This window comes from Flavobacterium aquidurense (genome assembly GCF_002217195.1).
GTDB classification, from domain to species: Bacteria; Bacteroidota; Bacteroidia; order Flavobacteriales; family Flavobacteriaceae; genus Flavobacterium; species Flavobacterium frigidimaris.
In genome coordinates, this window is record NZ_MUGR01000048.1 from 22,432 (window position 1) to 40,293 (window position 17,862).

Annotated in this window: 19 protein-coding genes; 9 read left to right on the forward strand and 10 right to left on the reverse strand. The window is 34.6% G+C overall.

The window, feature by feature from the left end; all coding sequences use genetic code 11:
• The first annotated feature begins 91 nt into the window (after nt 1-91).
• The 3 genes from B0A67_RS21630 to mqo all read left to right on the forward strand — a co-directional run bounded on the left by B0A67_RS21630 (nt 92) and on the right by mqo (nt 2,596).
• Complete coding sequence (locus B0A67_RS21630; protein WP_072953860.1) at nt 92-538, forward strand: VOC family protein; 447 nt, start codon at nt 92-94, stop codon at nt 536-538.
• Nucleotides 539-764: 226 nt separating this feature from the next.
• Complete coding sequence (locus B0A67_RS21635) at nt 765-1,019, forward strand: hypothetical protein (RefSeq protein ID WP_072953859.1); 255 nt, start codon at nt 765-767, stop codon at nt 1,017-1,019.
• Nucleotides 1,016-2,596 (forward strand): malate dehydrogenase (quinone), encoded by a 1,581-nt coding sequence (gene mqo / locus B0A67_RS21640; protein WP_072953858.1) that lies wholly within the window; start codon nt 1,016-1,018, stop codon nt 2,594-2,596. Before B0A67_RS21635 ends, mqo begins: the two co-directional genes overlap by 4 nt.
• A gap of 180 nt (nt 2,597-2,776) precedes the next feature.
• Here mqo and B0A67_RS21645 read toward each other — a convergent pair whose 3' ends face one another.
• Nucleotides 2,777-3,370: a hypothetical protein gene (locus B0A67_RS21645; RefSeq protein ID WP_072953857.1), complete on the reverse strand. Its 594-nt coding sequence runs from the start codon at nt 3,368-3,370 to the stop codon at nt 2,777-2,779.
• A 410-nt stretch (nt 3,371-3,780) separates the two neighbouring features.
• Between B0A67_RS21645 and B0A67_RS21655 the strand changes: the two genes are divergently transcribed.
• Entirely contained in the window at nt 3,781-4,365 is a 585-nt protein-coding gene (locus B0A67_RS21655; RefSeq protein WP_072953855.1) for a Crp/Fnr family transcriptional regulator, read from the forward strand.
• Between the two features lie 83 nt (nt 4,366-4,448).
• Nucleotides 4,449-5,546 (forward strand): SDR family oxidoreductase, encoded by a 1,098-nt coding sequence (locus B0A67_RS21660; protein ID WP_072953854.1) that lies wholly within the window; start codon nt 4,449-4,451, stop codon nt 5,544-5,546.
• Nucleotides 5,547-5,631: 85 nt separating this feature from the next.
• Here the strand turns inward: B0A67_RS21660 and B0A67_RS25070 are convergent, their stop codons facing one another.
• The 5 genes from B0A67_RS25070 to B0A67_RS21680 all read right to left on the reverse strand — a co-directional run bounded on the left by B0A67_RS25070 (nt 5,632) and on the right by B0A67_RS21680 (nt 11,141).
• Nucleotides 5,632-5,772: a hypothetical protein gene (locus tag B0A67_RS25070; RefSeq protein WP_207557372.1), complete on the reverse strand. Its 141-nt coding sequence runs from the start codon at nt 5,770-5,772 to the stop codon at nt 5,632-5,634.
• Between the two features lie 279 nt (nt 5,773-6,051).
• Nucleotides 6,052-7,500, reverse strand: a complete 1,449-nt coding sequence (locus B0A67_RS21665) for a serine hydrolase (RefSeq protein WP_072953853.1) — start codon at nt 7,498-7,500, stop codon at nt 6,052-6,054.
• Nucleotides 7,501-7,506: 6 nt separating this feature from the next.
• Nucleotides 7,507-8,973, reverse strand: a complete 1,467-nt coding sequence (locus B0A67_RS21670; RefSeq protein ID WP_072954251.1) for a glycoside hydrolase family 130 protein — start codon at nt 8,971-8,973, stop codon at nt 7,507-7,509.
• 303 nt (nt 8,974-9,276) lie between these two features.
• The gene (locus B0A67_RS21675; RefSeq protein ID WP_072953852.1) at nt 9,277-10,044 is read right to left on the reverse strand and encodes a LytR/AlgR family response regulator transcription factor; all 768 of its coding nucleotides are present in this window, start codon (nt 10,042-10,044) and stop codon (nt 9,277-9,279) included.
• On the reverse strand, nt 10,041-11,141 hold the full coding sequence (locus B0A67_RS21680; RefSeq protein WP_072953851.1) for a sensor histidine kinase: 1,101 nt from the start codon (nt 11,139-11,141) through the stop codon (nt 10,041-10,043). The genes B0A67_RS21675 and B0A67_RS21680 overlap by 4 nt, the downstream gene beginning before the upstream one ends.
• A gap of 303 nt (nt 11,142-11,444) precedes the next feature.
• Here B0A67_RS21680 and B0A67_RS21685 point away from each other — a divergent pair, with 303 nt between their 5' ends.
• Genes B0A67_RS21685 through B0A67_RS25305 form a run of 3 tightly spaced genes read left to right on the forward strand, consistent with a single transcriptional unit; the run spans nt 11,445 to nt 12,821 of the window.
• Entirely contained in the window at nt 11,445-12,200 is a 756-nt protein-coding gene (locus B0A67_RS21685) for a hypothetical protein (protein ID WP_072953850.1), read from the forward strand.
• Nucleotides 12,201-12,255: 55 nt separating this feature from the next.
• On the forward strand, nt 12,256-12,543 hold the full coding sequence (locus B0A67_RS25300; protein ID WP_262494750.1) for a PorT family protein: 288 nt from the start codon (nt 12,256-12,258) through the stop codon (nt 12,541-12,543).
• Nucleotides 12,544-12,563: 20 nt separating this feature from the next.
• Nucleotides 12,564-12,821 carry a PorT family protein gene (locus B0A67_RS25305; protein ID WP_262494751.1) on the forward strand — a complete coding sequence of 86 codons (258 nt, stop codon included), beginning with the start codon at nt 12,564-12,566 and terminating at the stop codon, nt 12,819-12,821.
• Nucleotides 12,822-13,072: 251 nt separating this feature from the next.
• Here B0A67_RS25305 and B0A67_RS21695 read toward each other — a convergent pair whose 3' ends face one another.
• From B0A67_RS21695 to B0A67_RS21705, 3 genes are all read right to left on the reverse strand, one after another.
• Nucleotides 13,073-13,993: a phytanoyl-CoA dioxygenase family protein gene (locus B0A67_RS21695; RefSeq protein ID WP_072953849.1), complete on the reverse strand. Its 921-nt coding sequence runs from the start codon at nt 13,991-13,993 to the stop codon at nt 13,073-13,075.
• A gap of 23 nt (nt 13,994-14,016) precedes the next feature.
• On the reverse strand, nt 14,017-14,583 hold the full coding sequence (locus tag B0A67_RS21700) for a contractile injection system tape measure protein (RefSeq protein ID WP_072953848.1): 567 nt from the start codon (nt 14,581-14,583) through the stop codon (nt 14,017-14,019).
• A 90-nt stretch (nt 14,584-14,673) separates the two neighbouring features.
• Nucleotides 14,674-15,222 carry a GNAT family N-acetyltransferase gene (locus B0A67_RS21705; RefSeq protein ID WP_084074416.1) on the reverse strand — a complete coding sequence of 183 codons (549 nt, stop codon included), beginning with the start codon at nt 15,220-15,222 and terminating at the stop codon, nt 14,674-14,676.
• A 522-nt stretch (nt 15,223-15,744) separates the two neighbouring features.
• On the opposite strand from B0A67_RS21705, the gene B0A67_RS21710 reads away from it, so the two are divergent.
• Nucleotides 15,745-16,128 carry a GreA/GreB family elongation factor gene (locus B0A67_RS21710; RefSeq protein WP_072953847.1) on the forward strand — a complete coding sequence of 128 codons (384 nt, stop codon included), beginning with the start codon at nt 15,745-15,747 and terminating at the stop codon, nt 16,126-16,128.
• A 78-nt stretch (nt 16,129-16,206) separates the two neighbouring features.
• Here B0A67_RS21710 and B0A67_RS21715 read toward each other — a convergent pair whose 3' ends face one another.
• Nucleotides 16,207-17,748, reverse strand: a complete 1,542-nt coding sequence (locus B0A67_RS21715) for a hypothetical protein (protein ID WP_072953845.1) — start codon at nt 17,746-17,748, stop codon at nt 16,207-16,209.
• Nucleotides 17,749-17,862 lie beyond the last annotated feature (114 nt).

Here is a 17,862-nt window from a genome sequence, read left to right on the forward strand (position 1 = left end):
TTCATAGAAATAGAGCTTTCCTATTTAAAAATTTCAGCGAATTGAAATCAAAGAGTTATTAGAAAAATAGACGCATCAAAAAAGAAGTATAATGAGCAATAATATTATAGGATTTCATCATTTTGCCATCAAAGCGCAGGATTTTGAAAGAACGGTACAATTTTACGAAACACTTAATTTTGAAGTGGTACACAGCTGGAGTTTACCGGAATTCAATTTAGAAAAATGTGTCATGATGAAAAACAAAGCATTTGATTGCCATATCGAAATATGCGACAGCAATGCTAACTTTCCTACTCAGGGACGCAGACGAAAACAAGGCGATCCGTATGTCGAGAATTCCCTTTTGCATATTTGCTTCACTGTTATTGATGCCAAAAAAGCCTACGAGGAAGCCATCGAAAACGGTGCAAAACCATTATCAGCTAAAGAAACTTTAGAATTAAGAAATCTTCAAAAAGCGACAACAGTCAGCAATAGTCTGGTGTACAGCCCGAATGGTGAAGTGATTGAGTTTCTGGAAGCGGTAGTTTTTTAGATCAGTTCGAAAAGTAAAGAGTGAAGAAATAAGTAGTAAGTAAAGTAGTATACTGACTTTGATAACCGTTCCTGATCAGGACGGTTTTTTTATTGCCTAATTATTATATAAACTGTATCAGAATTGTATTTCTGTCTAATGCATTATGTAAGAAATAGTTAAATATTTTTTTTATCTTTATAGGTACTTAAGGTCTTTATTATTAACAACTTATAAATTTATGATTATGACTTCTTATACTTCTGCTGACATTTTGAAACAACAAAGAACATTGAAAATACTGGCATCAGTATTTTTGTTTTTATCCTATCTTATTGGTTTAGGTGCTTTAATTGGTACTTTATATCTTTTATTGACTCCAAGAGGTATTGGAGGATGGATTTTACCCGCTTTTAGCTTTCTGACCGGATTAATTGTTTTTTTGTTTCTGTTTTCTCTTTCTAAAATTATAACGATTCTAATTGTAATCAGTCAAAAATGAAAAGAAGTATAATCTGTTTGTTGTGTATCCTGTTGTTAGGATCCTGCAATGAGAAGAAAAGTAATCCTGAGGAAACAGTAGATGTGGTTTTGGTTGGCGGCGGAATTATGAGCGTAACTTTGGCAAATATGCTGAATGAGCTTGACCCGAAGTTATCTATTGTGACTTATGAAAGACTTGATGGAGTTGGTCAGGAAAGTTCATCGGCCTGGAATAATGCAGGAACCGGACATTCTGCACTTTGCGAACTGAACTATACACCTGAACTTAGTAATGGTAAGATTGATACTCATAAAGCAGTTGAAATTAATGAATCTTTTGAGGTTTCGAAGCAATTCTGGTCTTATTTGGTAAGCGCAGGTAAAATTGGACCTCCAAAAACATTTATTAATCCAACGCCGCATATGAGTTTTGTCATAGGGGAAGACAATGTCGAATATTTGAAAAAAAGATATTTGGCGTTGCAGAAAGAGCCGCTTTTTACTGGAATGGAATTCTCTGACGATCAAAAACAGATCAAAAATTGGATTCCGCTTGTAATGAACGGGCGTGATCCTTCGCAAAAAGTAGCAGCAACTAAAATAGATATTGGTACAGATGTAAATTATGGATCATTGACCAGTGAATTGGCTTCAAATCTATTAAAATCAGGCAAAATGAAATTAGAACTCAATCACGAGGTAACTAATTTTAAAAGAAATAGCAACGGAACATGGAAGGTGTACGTTAAAGATTTAAAAAACAACACCACTACAACCATAGATGCAAAGTTTGTATTTATAGGCGCAGGCGGAGCAACACTTCCGCTGCTTGAAAAAACGCATATACCGGAAGCCAAAGGTTATGGTGGATTTCCTGTAAGCGGGGAGTGGCTGGTTTGTAATAATCCCGAAATTATAGCACAGCATCAGGCCAAAGTATACGGAAAAGCGTCTGTAGGATCACCTCCAATGTCTGTTCCGCATCTTGATACCCGAATTATCAATGGAAAAAAAGAACTTTTATTTGGTCCTTTCGCAGGATTTTCGTCTAAGTTTCTTAAAAATGGTACCTGGGGAGATTTACCGGCATCTTTTAATTTCTACAATATCAGACCCATGTTAGAAGCAGGACTGGACAATGTTCCGCTAACAAAATATTTGGTAGAGCAAGTGGTATTAACACCGGAACAGCGTTTGGCAGCACTTAGGGAGTATTTTCCAAAAGCAAAAATGGAAGACTGGGATCTTAAAATCGCAGGGCAAAGGGTTCAGGTAATAAAAATTGATGCAACAACACAAGGCGGGATATTGCAGTTTGGTACCGAGGTTGTTACTGCTTCAGACGGGAGTGTTGCTGCTTTGCTTGGCGCATCGCCCGGCGCTTCTACATCTGTTTCGATCATGCTCAAAGTAATCGAAAAGTGTTACAAAACCCAATTGGCAACGCCGCAATGGCAAAACAAAATAAAAGAAATGATCCCTTCTTACGGACTAAAATTATCTGAAAATATACCTTTAGCCAATCAGATAAGAAAAAATAACAGTGAGAAATTGGGAATCGTCTGGAAAGAAATCCATACTGATACGATTCAATAAAAATATCCAATTCATTGTAAACACTTCGTTATAAATAGGATTTTGGAAACTGAATTATAATTGTTGCAATTTGTTTTGATTTATAAAAAAAATCCAATGCTTAAGTATGATCAATTTAAAATTGAAAACTTACGGCATTGGATTTTTTTAAGTTTTAAACAGTACTAATATAGATCTGTTTTATTCTTTATATAAGATGATAGTTGCCTTATAACCGGTTCCTACATTCCATTGACTGGATTTGATAACTGCTCCTTTATCATCAAAAACCTGAAATTCAGCTGTGTTTGGCGAGGCAGAACCTTCGTTTAAAGCTTCAAAATCAATTTTATTGATTCCTTTGACCAGATTGATTTTAAAGCCCTGAAATTCGCTGTCTAAACTTACTTCAGTTTCAATCACTTTATCATTCAGATACACCCTGATTTTATCGCCATCTACAAAAGCAGCATCACGATAACGCACTGTAGAAGTAGCTGTATTGGTTACATAACTTCCTAAATATTCATTTCTTCTGTAAAAAACACCTTCAACATTGGCTTCCGGTTTGTATAGGATGTTATTTTTATAAAGGTCATCCGGATTGATTTTCAATACGGTTTCATCTTTTAAAGGCGGTGTCTCCAGGTTTGGCGGCGTTTCTGTTGGCGGCAGTGTTTCCTTATTCTCAGAATTTTTAGACGGAATGGGTTTGTATTTGTCTTTCAGTTCTTTTTGTGCATATCCTTGCAGAGCAGCGCTCATTATAATAATCAGAAGTAATATCCTTTTCATAAACCTTAAATGTTTTAATATATAAATAGTAATCAATCCTTAAATTTAAACAGATTAATTCTTACTTACAAACATTTTATTCAGGCATTTATTGTCTCGCATAAAATTTATTTAAGATTATCAGGGAACCGTTGCCTTTGGCTGAATAGTCAGAAATAAAAAAGCTGATGTTTGATGAGTATTGAATATCAGGTTTTTAGATAATGATTGAAAATTATTTTTTAATGAATTTTAAGTATTGCACTGAATTTCCGTTTGAAGAAACTTTTACTATTGTTAGTTAATAATTTAAAACAACAATATTGTCCTGGTACTATACATGATAGACCAGCAACCTGAAGTAACCATAAAAAAGCTGAAAAAATAAATACCTTACATTTGTTTAGTATAATCATAAGACAATTTGCGCCATGCACGACATACTTTTCAAACATCTTGAAGAAAAAGTTACCCTGACTCCAGGTGAAAAAGAACTTATAACAACCTTCTTTGCATCTAAAAAACTAAAGAAGAAACAATTTTTGGTTGTGGAAGGGCATGTTTGTAAATATTTGAGTTTCGTTACAAAAGGTCTTTTAAAAGCTTATAATACAGATGAGAAAGGAAATGAACATATCAATCAGTTTACGCCTGAAGGATGGTGGACATCAGATATGAATAGTTTTTTTAGGGGAGATATTTCATTTTACAGTATCGATGCAATGGAAGATTCAGAGGTATTGGTTATTACCAGTGAAGATTTTGAAAACCTGACACTGCAGGTTCCGGTAATGGACCGCTATTTCCGCTTGCTTTTTCAGAACAGTTTAATCACAAAAGAAAGAAGACTGATCAGTTCTTATACCCATACTGCCGAAGAAAAATACAAGCATATTGTAGAAAAAAATCCGGATTTGATCAAACGTGTGCCACAAAATTTACTGGCTTCGTATCTGGGACTTTCTCCGGAAACCCTGAGTCGTTTAAAAAAGAATGTCTTTCCGGGACATAAATAATTGATCTGGATCAATCGAATTTCTTGTTTTAGGTCATCTTTCCGAGCCTTGTTTTAGAAGTAATTTTGATAAAAATTTATAATATGAATTCACAAAAATTACCAACACCTTCTGCAAATGGCAATACAGCCCTGGTAGTGGGATCAACAGGAATCGCAGGAAGTAATCTTGCCTTAAAATTAATAGAAAAAGGATGGAAAGTTTATGGACTAGCCCGAAATCCAAAAAGTGATATGCAGGGATTATTGCCAATTGCGGCTAATTTACTGCATAAAGAATCATTGACTTCAGCATTAACAGACGTTTTTCCTACACATGTTTTTTTTACTACATGGATGCGAAATGATACTGAAGAAGAAAATATCAGGGTCAATAGTATTATGATTAGGAACTTGTTGCAGGTGTTGTCCGGAAAGAAATGCATTAAACATGTTGCTCTGGTAACGGGTTTGAAACATTATTTGGGACCTTTTGATTCTTATGCTAAAGGAACTTTGCCGGAAACTCCACTAAGGGAAGAAATGCCCCGATTAGACTTGCAGAATTTTTATTATGCACAGGAAGACGAGGTTTATGAAGCAGCTGTATCAGATGGTTTTACATGGAATGTACATCGACCACATACTATTATTGGTAAAACTATCGGGAACGCTATGAATATGGGAACGACACTTGCGGTGTATGCAAGTATTTGCAAGCGTGAAGGTTTGCCTTTGATCTGGCCGGGATCTGCGGAACAATGGAACGGAATCTCGGATGTTACGGATGCTAAAATTCTGGCTGAACAATTGATATGGGCAGCAACAACGCCTGAAGCCGAAAACCAAGCTTTTAATATTACAAATGGGGATGTTTTTCGCTGGCAGTGGTTATGGCCCAAAATAGCACAATGGTTTGAAATTGATTTTGAAGGATATAGCGGAACAATCAGACCGCTTGAAATGATATTAAATAACAAACAATCAATTTGGACAGCAATTGTACAAGATAACGGATTGACGGAAAGTAATCTGGATAAGCTGGCATCTGCCTGGCATACAGACCTTGATCTGGGACGTCCGCTGGAAGTAATGACAGATATGTCGAAAAGCAGGAATCTGGGATTTACAGCATATAAAAGTACAAAAGATTCCTTTTTTGAGTTGTTTTCACAATTAAGAAACGACAAAATAATACCATAAATCTTAGCTTTAAATAAAAAAACTCTCAACACCGCTGAGAGTTTTTTTTTGTATTTAAAATTAAGTAAAATCTAAGAAATTACTTTTATAGAAGAGCTGCTTTTTCAAACACTTTATCTGTAAAACCATTGTTGGTATAAAAACTGTCGTAAAGTTGTAAAGTGATGTAATCGGTTATTCCGTAATTGGCAGGACTAAATCTAAATCCGTTGGTGTAATTACACATAAACAGTTCCCCAATGTATTATTGATTATTTCTGACAACTGTCTTTTTAGTTTCAGTGGTAGTCTTTTCATTATGTCGTGACGATGTTGACTTTAGTTCCGTTTTTTTATCGGAAGTTCTGCTGCTGGAAACATTGTTTTTGTGATTTGAAGTTGTCATAATGTAATTTTCAGAGAGTTACATGACAAATGTAGACATAAACAAAGCGATACTATTATAAAATTTTCCAAATTAAATTATAATATTATCAGATAGTTACGAAAGAAATCACATGCTGTTTCAGTCATTTGGAGCATCTTTAATTTGCTCAAGAATATAAGCCCAATGTGGGTTTTCAGGATCTAATTTTTTGGCCTTTTCAAAATTTTCAACAGCCATTTTAGTATTCTTGTTTCGTTTGTAGATCTCTCCCAAACTTTCGTATACAAGAGTAGTGTTAGGATATTCCTGTGCATTGAGCGTGAAGAATTTTAAAGCCTCTTTTATTTTTCCGGCTTTTCTTAATTCAACTCCTAAATAGTTAAGTTGGTTTTCATTAAATGCAAAGGAGGGATTATTTGAAGCCTTGAGCTGATGGTATGAAGCAATAGCGGCATCAGTTCCTTTTGTTGTATAGGTTGTTCTAATCGTATCTAATAATGCCCACGGATATTTATAAGGCTCTACATGATGTTGATTATCAAGAATATGCCTTCCAATATCTGATACAGAATTATTCGAATTGGATAATATTACGACACCAATTCTATTTTTTTTGTCTATTCCTAAAAAAGTGCAATATCCGGGCATCCCGCCATCTTTGAAAAGTAAATTTTTGCCATCATCACTTACAAGCGTCCATCCCATTGTAGTATACGTATCGTTTCCGTCTTTTTTTGCCTGCAGTACATGAGTGAGTTCTATTGCCGGAGATAAATTTGTTTTAATGAGTCCTAAATTAGCTTCTGCAAAAGTCAGAAGATCATTTGCAGTAGAACGAATGGATCCGCCCGGACCTATCGCGCCTAAATCAGTAAGGCCAACAGCGGTTCCGGTTTCGGCGTGTCCTGTGGCAAGATTTGATTTTTGCTTAGCAGTTAATGAAATAACAGTGTTATTCAGGTTTAGCGGTTTACAGATTTCTTCGGTTATTAAGGTTTCGAAATCCTTTTTTGCTTTCAATGTCAATATGTTGCCTAAAAGTCCGTAAGCAACATTTGAGTACCTCCACTTTGTGTCGATATCAAAAGGAGGCTCAAAATGAGAGACATATTCGTATAATTTATCTACAGTATAATCAGCATAAGGCTGTTCTAAATTTTTTGGGTCAACATTGTACGGAAAACGAGGCATTCCGGATCTGTGTGTTGATAAACTTAGCAATGAAATTTCTTTTCCATTTCTAACTGGTGTTTTTACCGTTTTCGGGAGAAACTTCGAGATTGGATCAGTAAGATTCAGCTGATGCTTTATACTCATATCTGCCAATACCAATGAAGTAAAAACTTTTGTAATAGATCCTATTTCATAAATGGTATTGCCATCAGGCAGTGTATGATTTTGATCGCTTTTGTAGCCTTCCGCCACGATTTGTCTGCCATTGGCATCAACAATTCCAACAATAATACTTTTACTTCTTTTATTGGTGACTTCTCTCTTAATAATTGCTTTTATACTGTCTATTGGTACCTGAGCAAAAACAACGGGAGCTGTTGTAAATAAAAAAGCGATGATGATATATTTTTTCATGTAATGTTACTTGCTTTTTTTCAAAGCATCTATAAGCTCCACCATATCGACTATGGCATAAGTAGAGGAGTAATCAGAAACGGCATAAGGTAATATCAGACTATTGTTGTGAATAATTGCACCACAAGAATATACCACATTAGGTACGTATCCTTCACGTTCGTCTTCAAGAGGAGAAAGAAGCGGTTCTTTAAGCCTTCCAATTTCTTTAGACGGATCGTCGAGATCAAATAAAGAAGCACCAATACAATAACGTCTCATAGTCCCAACACCATGAGTGATAACAAGCCATCCTTCTGCGGTCCAAAGTGGAGAGCCGCAGTTTCCTATTTGTGTAAATTCCCAGGTATAACGCGGTTCTTGCAGCAAAATTGGCGTATTCCATTGGGTCACCCTGTCAGAATACATGATATAATTGTTTACGCCGTCGATTCGGGCAAGCATGGCGTATTTGCCTTTAATTTTTCTGGGAAATAAAGCGAGGTTTTTATTTTGTGCGCCAATACCATGTAAAGGCATGACTCTAAAGGTATAAAAATCCTCAGTAGAGATAAGTTTAGGCAGTATTGCGTGACCATTATACGCCGTATAGGTTGCCATAACACGAGTTGAATCATCATCATCAATAAAACGTACAAAACGGGCATCTTCGATACCACGGCTTTCAGACTCGGATATTGGAAATATAACTCGTTCCGTGATGTCAGAATCATGTTTGAATTGCAGATCGTAAAAAGAATCCGCTAGCCAGATTATTTCCTCAAGAGCAGTTCTTCTTTCCAGACGAATCGATGGATCGCTTAAGGCCGTATTGACCATGCTTTTTAATACAGCAAACTCGAATTCCTCCGGCAGATCCTGCATGATTTGTGCAATATATTTATCCTGTGTATGCATTTCAGATAATTTCAATAAAAAACGTTCTTTATTGAATAGGCTTTTGTGTTCAATCTCAGCCTTATCGATGTTATGGCCAATTTTCATTACCTGCAGGTTATTGTCTTTATCAAGAATTCCTCTTCTAAAAACGATAGAGGAGATGTGGCCTTCACCAGTGGCACGAAACGAAATAATAACACGTTTTTCTCCTAATTCAAGTCCGGACTGGTCAAAATCTTCTACAATAGATGGATTGAAAATTGCGGCAGATTCTATGGCGTATTCCATTGTGCAATAAGAGCCTATGAGCATTTTTCGATCAAGTGACATGGCTTCGTAATCGATTTGCATGGCTTCGATTAAATCTTTTATTTTTTCGCAATGTCTAAAAAAGATGGCGGAGATATTTCGGTGTCGTCTGGCAAATTCCCGAAGTGTCTGTTCTAAGGTTTCTAATACCTGTTTTTCATCCAGCATCATGATACGGCTTACCATTTGTTGGGTTCGCTCATCGCCGTTGACAAAATATCGTGCAACAACTCTTCTGGAATCCGGGGTAAATTTTATATTTTTTCGAATGACTGGTACTCGCATAGTTTTATTTTTTAATTCCCTTAAAACGGGATCATTTTTATATGTTGGAAAAATCACTTTAGATACACTACATTGTAATTTATTTCATAAAAATGTAGCTTCATAGCGGTATAAAAACAGTAAAAAACAGGATGCTTTATTACTAATTTCTATACAAGTTAGTGATTTTTGCTAACGAAAAAAAAACTTTTTGCATTTCGGCTTTTAAATAATTACCAGTTTTAAATCGCCTGATACCAATGATATTGGTTCTTTAATTGCATTTTGGAGTAACCATTAATAAAAAATATAATATAATATTTGTCAGTAATCTAACCACAATTTAAAAGATGAAGCTTTTGTTCTGCTCACGATAATATCTTCCTCTTTGTTGTGCTTTATTTTGAGTTTTAATTTTCCATTAAAGAAATTGTGTACATTTTCAATAGCATTTACATGTAGGATATACTGACGGTTTGCCCTGAAGAAATTTTTAGGATCCAGTTCCTGTTCCAGTGTTTCTAAGGTTTGTGATAGGACAACTTCATCTCCGTTAAACAGTTTCGCATAATTAACATTCATATTCGAATAAAAATAGGCAACTTCTTCGGTATTGATTTTTCTGTAACCATCGCGATACGGAATCAAAAAGCGTTTTCGGTATTGTTTTGGCTGCAGAAAAGCAAGCAGTTCTTCAATTTGTGGTTGTTGGCCGGCGGGTTGTTGTAAAGAATTTTCAAATTTGATCATAGCAGTTTCAAGTTCCTCTTTTTCAATTGGCTTGAGAAGATAGTCGATACTGTTGTATTTGAAGGCTTTGATAGCATATTCGTCGTACGCAGTTGTAAAGATAACAGGACATGTTACTTCAGCCAGATTAAAGATTTCGAAACATAAACCATCCGCCAGCTGCACATCCATCAGGATAATATCGGGGCATTTGTTTTCGGACAGCCAGGATACCGTCTTTTTTACACTTGGCAAAACATCAAGAATTTCTGCGTCTGGTCTTATATTGAGTATTAAACGCTTTATTCTTTCTGCGTTTAATTTTTCGTCCTCGAGGATCAATATTTTTTTTATTGTATTCATTTTATGAGGGGTACTTTTACAGTAAAAGTGGTATCGTTTTTTTCGACCAAGACTTTCCTGTCACTTAATAAAGCGTAACGGCTGACTATATTTTTAAGGCCAATTCCTGTTGAAGGTGCCTTTTTTACAAGAGGTAAAATGTTATTGGATACTATTAATTCATCATTTTCATTAGAAAAAATGCGAACAGTCAGCGGGTTTTCTTCTTCTGTGCGATTGTGTTTTAAGGCATTTTCGACAAAAAGCTGAAGTGTAATAGGAGGGATCGACATGTTAAGCTTTGATTTATCAATATCGATCAGGAAAGCACATCCGTCACCAATGCGGTTTTTTATCAGAAAGAGGTACGCATCCAGAAATTGAAGTTCTTCGTGCAGCTGTACCAATGGCTTTTTTGAATTGACCAGAAGATAACGATACACTTTGGCGAAGTTTTCTGTAAAGTCATATCCCAATTGCTGGTCTTTTAGGATCAATTCCGAAAGGACACTCAGGTTATTGAACACAAAATGGGGGTCAAGCTGTAATTTAAGGGATTGCAGCTCTATTTCGGCGACTAACTGCTTGTTTTCGGCTGCGGCTACCTTGTATTCCGCTGCCTGTATGGTGGCATTTTTCCAATTTCTTAATAAAAAATCACCGGTATTTAATGCGCTTATCATTAATGACCACAGTATGATCGAAATCATAATATATAATGGTTGCCTAAGACCCACGTTTGCATGTGGCGTGACTGAAGGCTCTCCTAATAGATAATAAATTACTGCCAAACTAATAATAATAAATAATGCACCAATAATTTGAAATAGGATTTGAATAAATAAACGTCTTAGAGGATGGATCATCCATGAAATTTTTTTCTCCAGAATTCTGTCGATAAAAAGACTTAACATTAATAATGTGACACAAAAAAAGAGATTCGCCAATACATCTATTATGATATTTTGATAGGGCAGGTTGGTATAATCATTCCAGTAAGAAGAGGGATATATGATAAAGACACTGGCATAAGAACCTAAAAATACAAACGTAATTAATAATACGGTTTTTAGTTTACTCTTCTTTATCTGATTGGTCATTTCTTCGGGATGATTCACAAGATTTGTTTTTTATTGAATACCAGGTACTGGTTCGATTTCTTTTTGAGGGTACAAATAAAAGAATTTTGAAGCAGTTTTAATTAAAATTAGGGAAGTTTTATAAGTTTTGATTTTTGTTGAAAATGATGTGAATGCTTTATTTATAAGGGGTTTTGGTTAAAATAGCCAATGCCGTTTCAGTTCAATAGTCCAAATTGACAGTTCACCCGACAGATTCGTCGCTTCACGGAATAAATTCCCGGTAAAAGAGATGCTAACAATAATTTTGCGCCATAATAATAACAAATAATACAGTTAAAAATGGAAAAAACAAAAGTAATGACATTGGCAGGTTTTAATACTTCAACAACAAATGGTGCACTGCAAAACAGAATAAATACACTGATTCTTTTCTCTCTGGTGTTAGTTGCGTCTACTGTTTCTGCACAGAAATCAAAGGTAATGGATGTGTTTTTTAAGTACGGAATCGACTCTGGGGTTCTTAATCCTGAAAAAACAAAACGACCTGATAATTATGCGTTCGATTTTAAACAAACTATAATCACGAGCGCAAGTGAAGGTATTACGATTGCTAAATTTGATCCGGCTAATTCAGGTCCAGAACGCTGGACGGTGGTGTCTATTGACGGAAAAACTCCTTCTAAGTCTGCTGTAAACACTTTTAGAAAGAACCAAAGCAAAGAGTCTCCGGCTTTAAAAGTAGATGATGCAAGTTTTAGAATCGAGAAAGAAACGGCAGATCAGCTTGTGATTAGTTACAAAGTTGAGGCGGCTTCTCTTAATAAGGAAAATGGTTTTATAAAAGATTGCCGATTTTATATGACCATTAATATAAAATCTAAAAAAATGGATCAAATACAGACACTGAATGAAAAGCCGGTAAAAGTGGCCATTCTTACGGCTGATAAGTTTGATCTTGTTGTGAAATACAAATGGGATGATCAGGCGAAACAATATCTTCCTGTACATGAAAAACTTATTATGGAAGCTAAATTCATAGGGCAGGCGACGAATGTAGAAACGATTACGGAATACGCTAATTATACTAAAAAATAATTGCTGACCGCAAAGATGAAAAGGTTATTTGGTCTTAAATAAAAATATATAGAATATGAAAAAATGGATTGTTGCGGCAGCTTTATGTATGTCTGTGTTTGGTTATAGTCAGGTGCATATTGGAGCAAAAGCAGGTGTTAATATGAACAAACTTGATGGTAAAAATTTTAATAGTGATTTTGAGCTGGGTTATCAGTTGGGTGGCTTCGCATATGTGAACTTTAGTGATTTCTTAGGTATTCAGGGAGAAGTATTATTCAATCAGACGAATACTAAAATAACGGATAGTTACAGGGATATTTTTGATAATGCTTTCAAAAGAACAAAACGCTCAATTATGTAAGCGTACCGGTATTGTTACGTTTGAATAGCGAGGGACTGATTACAGTTGTGGCAGGACCACAGTTTAGTTTTCTGGCCAGTGGTAATCAGAGTGTTTTGGAGAATGGCAAAAAACTCTTCAAAAAGACTGATTTTGCCTTTGTTGCCGGGGCTGAAGTCAATATGAGACCTTTGACGCTGTACGCAAGATATGTATGGGGATTCTCTGATGTGAGTGATTTTGGATCGAAGGCGAACAGCCAGCAAATTCAGGCAGGATTGTCTCTTCGGTTGTTTTAATCAGATGATGAACAGCTCTAAAATAATGAGAGGATTATTTGTTGCTTTAGTAATTGTCTTGCTAGCCTTGTTTATCCTTATTGGCAAAGGACTTCATTTTATTTTAAAAATGAGAGCAGTATTGAATGAAAATATTACTTGTTTGGTTTGATGGTAGAAATGATAATCTGAGGGGTAAAATCAGAATTAATTATTCTCATCTTTAAATAATAAAAGCTCTAAAGTCGTTTGATTTTAGAGTTTTTTTATTTTTAAATCCATTCTCCTGCAGTACTATAATCATTTGGCAAGTAAGTAAGGTATTGCACCATTCTGGGATTTTTTCCCTTGTTTGGTGTCGCACAATGAGGCAATCTGTTGTCCCAGATTATAAAATCGCCAGCATTGCCAGTGATGGGTTTTGGTTCTAATGTTTTTAGCGCTTTATCTCTTGGGTTTTCGTTTGGTTCCAGACTGTCTAGCCATTGATTTATTTTGTTATGAAATCCTGCTACACAATGAAAAGCACCATCATTAATACCACAATCACTAAGATAAAGCAGTCCCTGAAGCCCAAATTTTATAGGTTGTTTTAAGCTGGTATCCCAATGAAGCGCACTTCCTAAAAAAGTAAAATCATTAGTTTCAGGAGGATTAAAGCTTACTTTATCAATCGTTTTATAGATATTGGTTGTATTGTAAAGCTGTTCGTATGCTTTTTTTATTCTGGGTGAAAATCTGTTTTTATTTAAAGTTTCGTGATCCGAAAAATTAAGCATCAATCCTTTATGATCCGGATGTCTGTTGTACCAGCTTTCCTTTTTATTGGGATCCATTTCCAGGAAATTCCAAATCGCTTGTTGGGTAGCTTCGCAATCTTTTTTTGAGACTGCATCTTTTACAACGACATATCCATTTTTGTTCCAAAATTCGAGATCTTCTTCTGATAGAACGGTATCTGTAAAAACTTCTTCTGTATTATTTTGGTTTTTCGTTTTATTATTGATCCAATTTTTAAAAGTCTCTAAAGCAGGTTTTTCAAAGTATAAAAATTGCAGTGCATCTTCCATACCAATACCCAATTTGTATAAAGCTTTAATTTCTTCATTCCAACTTTGATCTTTGTCTGCAGAAGATATACTGGCAGGATCTACAGCGCGTTTCCATAGGTTTTCAAGAATAATCCAGGACATAGTTTTTTCGGGTTTATAGTTTTTTAATAAGGCCAGGTAACATGCAAAGGCTTATTCATCCACGGATATTTTAAAATTGAAAAAGCAAAAGGAGATCTGGTTATAAGTATGTCATAAGCTCTTTTGTCGATGACAAGTTCCCATCTTTCATCTAATTCTGTAAGGATTCCGTCCCGAACGAGCCAATTGCCTCTAAAACCATCAACAGAACATTTGCCAATTTCAGGCCAATGAGAAATAGCAGCATTTATTAAACTTTCTATGAGGCTTCGATTTTTAGGAGAAATTTCAATTTTACCGGGAACACTATCAGTAAATAATAATCCGCAAAGTATTTTGTTTAGTGGTAAATAAATTTCTTCTGTTTCTGTTAGTCCGGTAACAATATACTGTAGATATTGCACAGCTTTCTTTTGATTTTCGATACTGGTAAAACGGTTGTCCTCAATAAGTTCAAGCCTTTCAAACAGCATAATTATATAACTATTTAAAAGAATAATTCCTGCATTTCTAACTGCAATTCCTTGTTTAATCGGAATGTTACGCTTTTTAAATCCTTTTAAAGGTTCATTTTCAGAAGATGTTCCCATTTTACTGTTATTAGTTATCAATACAAAAGCAACATAAAAATAGCAATCTTTTATGTGTAATTGAATAGGTATTTTTACCTGATTTGGTTTTTAAGTCATTTTAGGATTTCTTAAAGTATAAGTAACAAGATTTGTTACATTTTCATGCGTATTATTATACTTTTTGTTTTCTAATTCGAAATTTAGCTTTTTTAGAATAGCGACAGAATTGATATTATCAGAAGACGGAAATGCTGTAATTACTTTTGCTTTGATTTCTTCAAACGTATATGCCGTAACTATTTTGAGGGCTTCAGTCATAATTCCTTTTCCTTGAAATTCGGGCAGCATTTCATATCCGATTTCAACGATTTCCTTTTCGATATCAAAATTCCACAAACAAACAGATCCAATTAAATCATTGTTTTCTTTCAGTCGTATAATCCAATAAAGGCCTTCATTTTTTTCGACTAAATTTTGAATCTTGAGAATAAACTCCTTTGCTTTTTCTAATGTTGATGAATTATCTCTGCCAACAAATTGATTTACAATTTCATCAGAACGTAGTTTGTGAATCAACTCAGCATCAGTACTCTCAATATTTCTGAGTAGCAAACGATCTGTCCGGAGTTGAGGAAAATTTCTAAAATGCAATATCATATGCTGTATTTTTATTAGCTGAAAAAAATGTAAGTGAGGTTATAAAAATAGCTTTATTTCTTTAGAAGATTAGTTTTTAGGATATTAAATATATTAATTGAAAAATACAGATTGCAACCTGAGGATAGAAAGTGTTCACAACCCCTGCCAACTCTGGAATATCTGCTTTCTTTTTTAAGTTTTTTTCTTTCAGAAAAAAGGGCTAACTTGCATGAAATTAATTGTATTTATAATAATGACGATTTCAAATTTTTATTTAACAAATAATGACTTGATGAGCCTTATGGGCACGTTATTGTATTTGCATGACGATACTTTCTTAAAAAGTTCGAAAGAGTTTATTAATTAAGCCCTGTCAAAACTCTAGACAGGGATTCTTTCATCCGGAATGCTCATTTTTATTTAATCTTCAATTTTTATTGGGATTAAGATATCATTGAATTCAACACACACACAAGAGCTATAAGTCATTCAATGAAGAGTTATTATCTTACCTATGAAATATGAAGCAAAGAGAAAGTTATGTCACAATCACAAAATATCATTTTAACAACAGGAATATACGATTTAATTAAAGATCACGTAAGAAGAAAAAAAGTAACAGTAGAAGAAGAAGTATTATTGCTTCATGAACTGAAAAAAGCCACACAGGTACTAAGAAGGGATTTACCGGAAGATATTGTTTCTGTAAACCGAAGAGTAACTTATAAAGATTGTGCAACCAATGAGGAAAAAACGGTTGTGTTTGTAGGTCCTGAGAAAAACAAAGTAAGTAAAAATAAAATTTCTATTCTTTCTGATGAAGGTATAGCAATGGTAGGATATAAAGAAGGTAATGTTGTAGAATGGCCTGCTAAAAAAGGAAATCTAAAACTGGAAATCTTAAAAGTAGAAGAAGTAGCGTAACGCCCTTCTTTAAATGCAAAACATCCCAAAAAGAAATTTTCTTTATGGGATGTTTTTTTATGATTTTAAGTGAAAGGATTAATTGTCACAGAAAGATCCTATTTGTTTCAAATGCCTTTCGGTTTGGTATTTATTAAAGTTGTCCCATTGAGGAGGAGTACTTGTTTTTTGCCCGTACATCGCGTCAAGGCAAACATTGTTGTCTTTGTATTTATCGTGTAAAACAGCCAGAATTTTAAAGAAAAACGCATCTAATTTTACAATCGCTTCAAACTCGGATTTAAGTGTATTATAATTACTATCTGATGGATTTAGTAGTTGCAGTAAATCTAAAACTTCTTTCTTTTCGTCTTCTTCTATTTCAGCCAGATAACCCATTTTTAAAGTTTTAAAAACAAGGTTGTTCCAGGCTTTACTGTCATGTCCCCACTGAACATCAGGCAGGTTCAAAGAATGCTCACAGATCAGAATAATTGAAAAAAGAACATCATTCAGGTATTCTGCCGGAAATTCGTCAAAACTTCTGAATTCAAAACCGCTTTGGTACATTTTTTCCTGATTAAAATCAAGGCCTAGTTCAGACAGCATTTCATATTCCATGTCAGCTTCAATCTGATCGCGCCACCAAATGTTTTCTTCTTTTTCAAACTTCAGCAGTTTTCTAAAATCATCTACATTATAGGTCAGGATTTTACCTTTTGGCATTGCTTTATTATAAGTTCCAACGCCTATGTAGCGGGACATGGCATTTCGCATAGAACCTAAAGTGAATTTTTTGTCTAAAGTAAATTTATCACTAATTACGCCCATAATATCAGGACTGCCAAGAGTTGCTATAAAAAAGGGCTCAAACCATTGCAATAAATAGATGGCATTGGCATGTGTTTTTTCAAAATCGTTATAATCTACAATCCTGCTGTCTTCTGTTAGTGATGGCAACGTAATATGAAAATGATACGTTCCGTTATTAAACAAAACCAGGTTTTCCTGATTGGTCATAAACATATTAAGACCATTGTTGTAATCCGGAAAATTCAATTTTTCGTTTAAAACGGCAGATTCATTGATTTTATCAAGGAACAATTTTTTAGTTGCTTTTAGTTCTTTACAAGAATCGGCTATTGTTCTGTTTTCAAAATATTTGGTTACAAATTCGATAGAATCACCATCAAAATGTACAGAACCCATTGTTTTGTTTCTTTGGGTAATCATACTTTGAATGTTGTACGGCTGATCCTCAAGGAAAAGTTCCATGATTGATTTTCCAAGATAATCCGGATTTTCAAGAGGCTGTGCGAGTACTTCACCATTTTCTGTATCGATCAATGGTTTTATAGGGGATAAAGTCTTATGCTGATAGTTGATGTCCAGTTTTTCCAGCGAGTGACTGTTCATCATTCGGCTCACTTTATAGTTTTCGTTCAAGCCAAAAGCTTTTCTTAAAACAGGTGCTAAGCTTTCTGGTTTGTAACATTTTCTGTAGTCAATACTGTATTTTTCAAAACCAATTTTTTCTTGTATAAATTCACCAGAGACTATTAAGGGATCTTCAAATTGTAAGTAAGTTTCGTTTTCTAATCCTATTCCCCAATAATACTTTTTTGTCTGATTGTCTTTCATTTATACTAATTTTCTTTTTATGGTTTTTAAAATTTTTTAAGCATTGTTTTTATTCGGATATACAATTCCAAATCTGTTAAAATAGGAGACAGGAAGCCTTATAACGGATTAAGC

Coding starts and splice junctions, on each gene's coding strand:
- B0A67_RS21630 (WP_072953860.1), top strand. CDS start 92: ATGAGCAATAATATTATAGGATTTCATCATTTTGCCATCAAAGCGCAG.
- B0A67_RS21635 (WP_072953859.1), top strand. CDS start 765: ATGACTTCTTATACTTCTGCTGACATTTTGAAACAACAAAGAACATTG.
- mqo (WP_072953858.1), top strand. CDS start 1,016: ATGAAAAGAAGTATAATCTGTTTGTTGTGTATCCTGTTGTTAGGATCC.
- B0A67_RS21645 (WP_072953857.1), bottom strand. CDS start 3,370: ATGAAAAGGATATTACTTCTGATTATTATAATGAGCGCTGCTCTGCAA.
- B0A67_RS21655 (WP_072953855.1), top strand. CDS start 3,781: ATGCACGACATACTTTTCAAACATCTTGAAGAAAAAGTTACCCTGACT.
- B0A67_RS21660 (WP_072953854.1), top strand. CDS start 4,449: ATGAATTCACAAAAATTACCAACACCTTCTGCAAATGGCAATACAGCC.
- B0A67_RS25070 (WP_207557372.1), bottom strand. CDS start 5,772: ATGTGTAATTACACCAACGGATTTAGATTTAGTCCTGCCAATTACGGA.
- B0A67_RS21665 (WP_072953853.1), bottom strand. CDS start 7,500: ATGAAAAAATATATCATCATCGCTTTTTTATTTACAACAGCTCCCGTT.
- B0A67_RS21670 (WP_072954251.1), bottom strand. CDS start 8,973: ATGCGAGTACCAGTCATTCGAAAAAATATAAAATTTACCCCGGATTCC.
- B0A67_RS21675 (WP_072953852.1), bottom strand. CDS start 10,044: ATGAATACAATAAAAAAAATATTGATCCTCGAGGACGAAAAATTAAAC.
- B0A67_RS21685 (WP_072953850.1), top strand. CDS start 11,445: ATGGAAAAAACAAAAGTAATGACATTGGCAGGTTTTAATACTTCAACA.
- B0A67_RS25300 (WP_262494750.1), top strand. CDS start 12,256: ATGAAAAAATGGATTGTTGCGGCAGCTTTATGTATGTCTGTGTTTGGT.
- B0A67_RS21695 (WP_072953849.1), bottom strand. CDS start 13,993: ATGTCCTGGATTATTCTTGAAAACCTATGGAAACGCGCTGTAGATCCT.
- B0A67_RS21700 (WP_072953848.1), bottom strand. CDS start 14,583: ATGGGAACATCTTCTGAAAATGAACCTTTAAAAGGATTTAAAAAGCGT.
- B0A67_RS21705 (WP_084074416.1), bottom strand. CDS start 15,222: ATGATATTGCATTTTAGAAATTTTCCTCAACTCCGGACAGATCGTTTG.
- B0A67_RS21710 (WP_072953847.1), top strand. CDS start 15,745: ATGTCACAATCACAAAATATCATTTTAACAACAGGAATATACGATTTA.
- B0A67_RS21715 (WP_072953845.1), bottom strand. CDS start 17,748: ATGAAAGACAATCAGACAAAAAAGTATTATTGGGGAATAGGATTAGAA.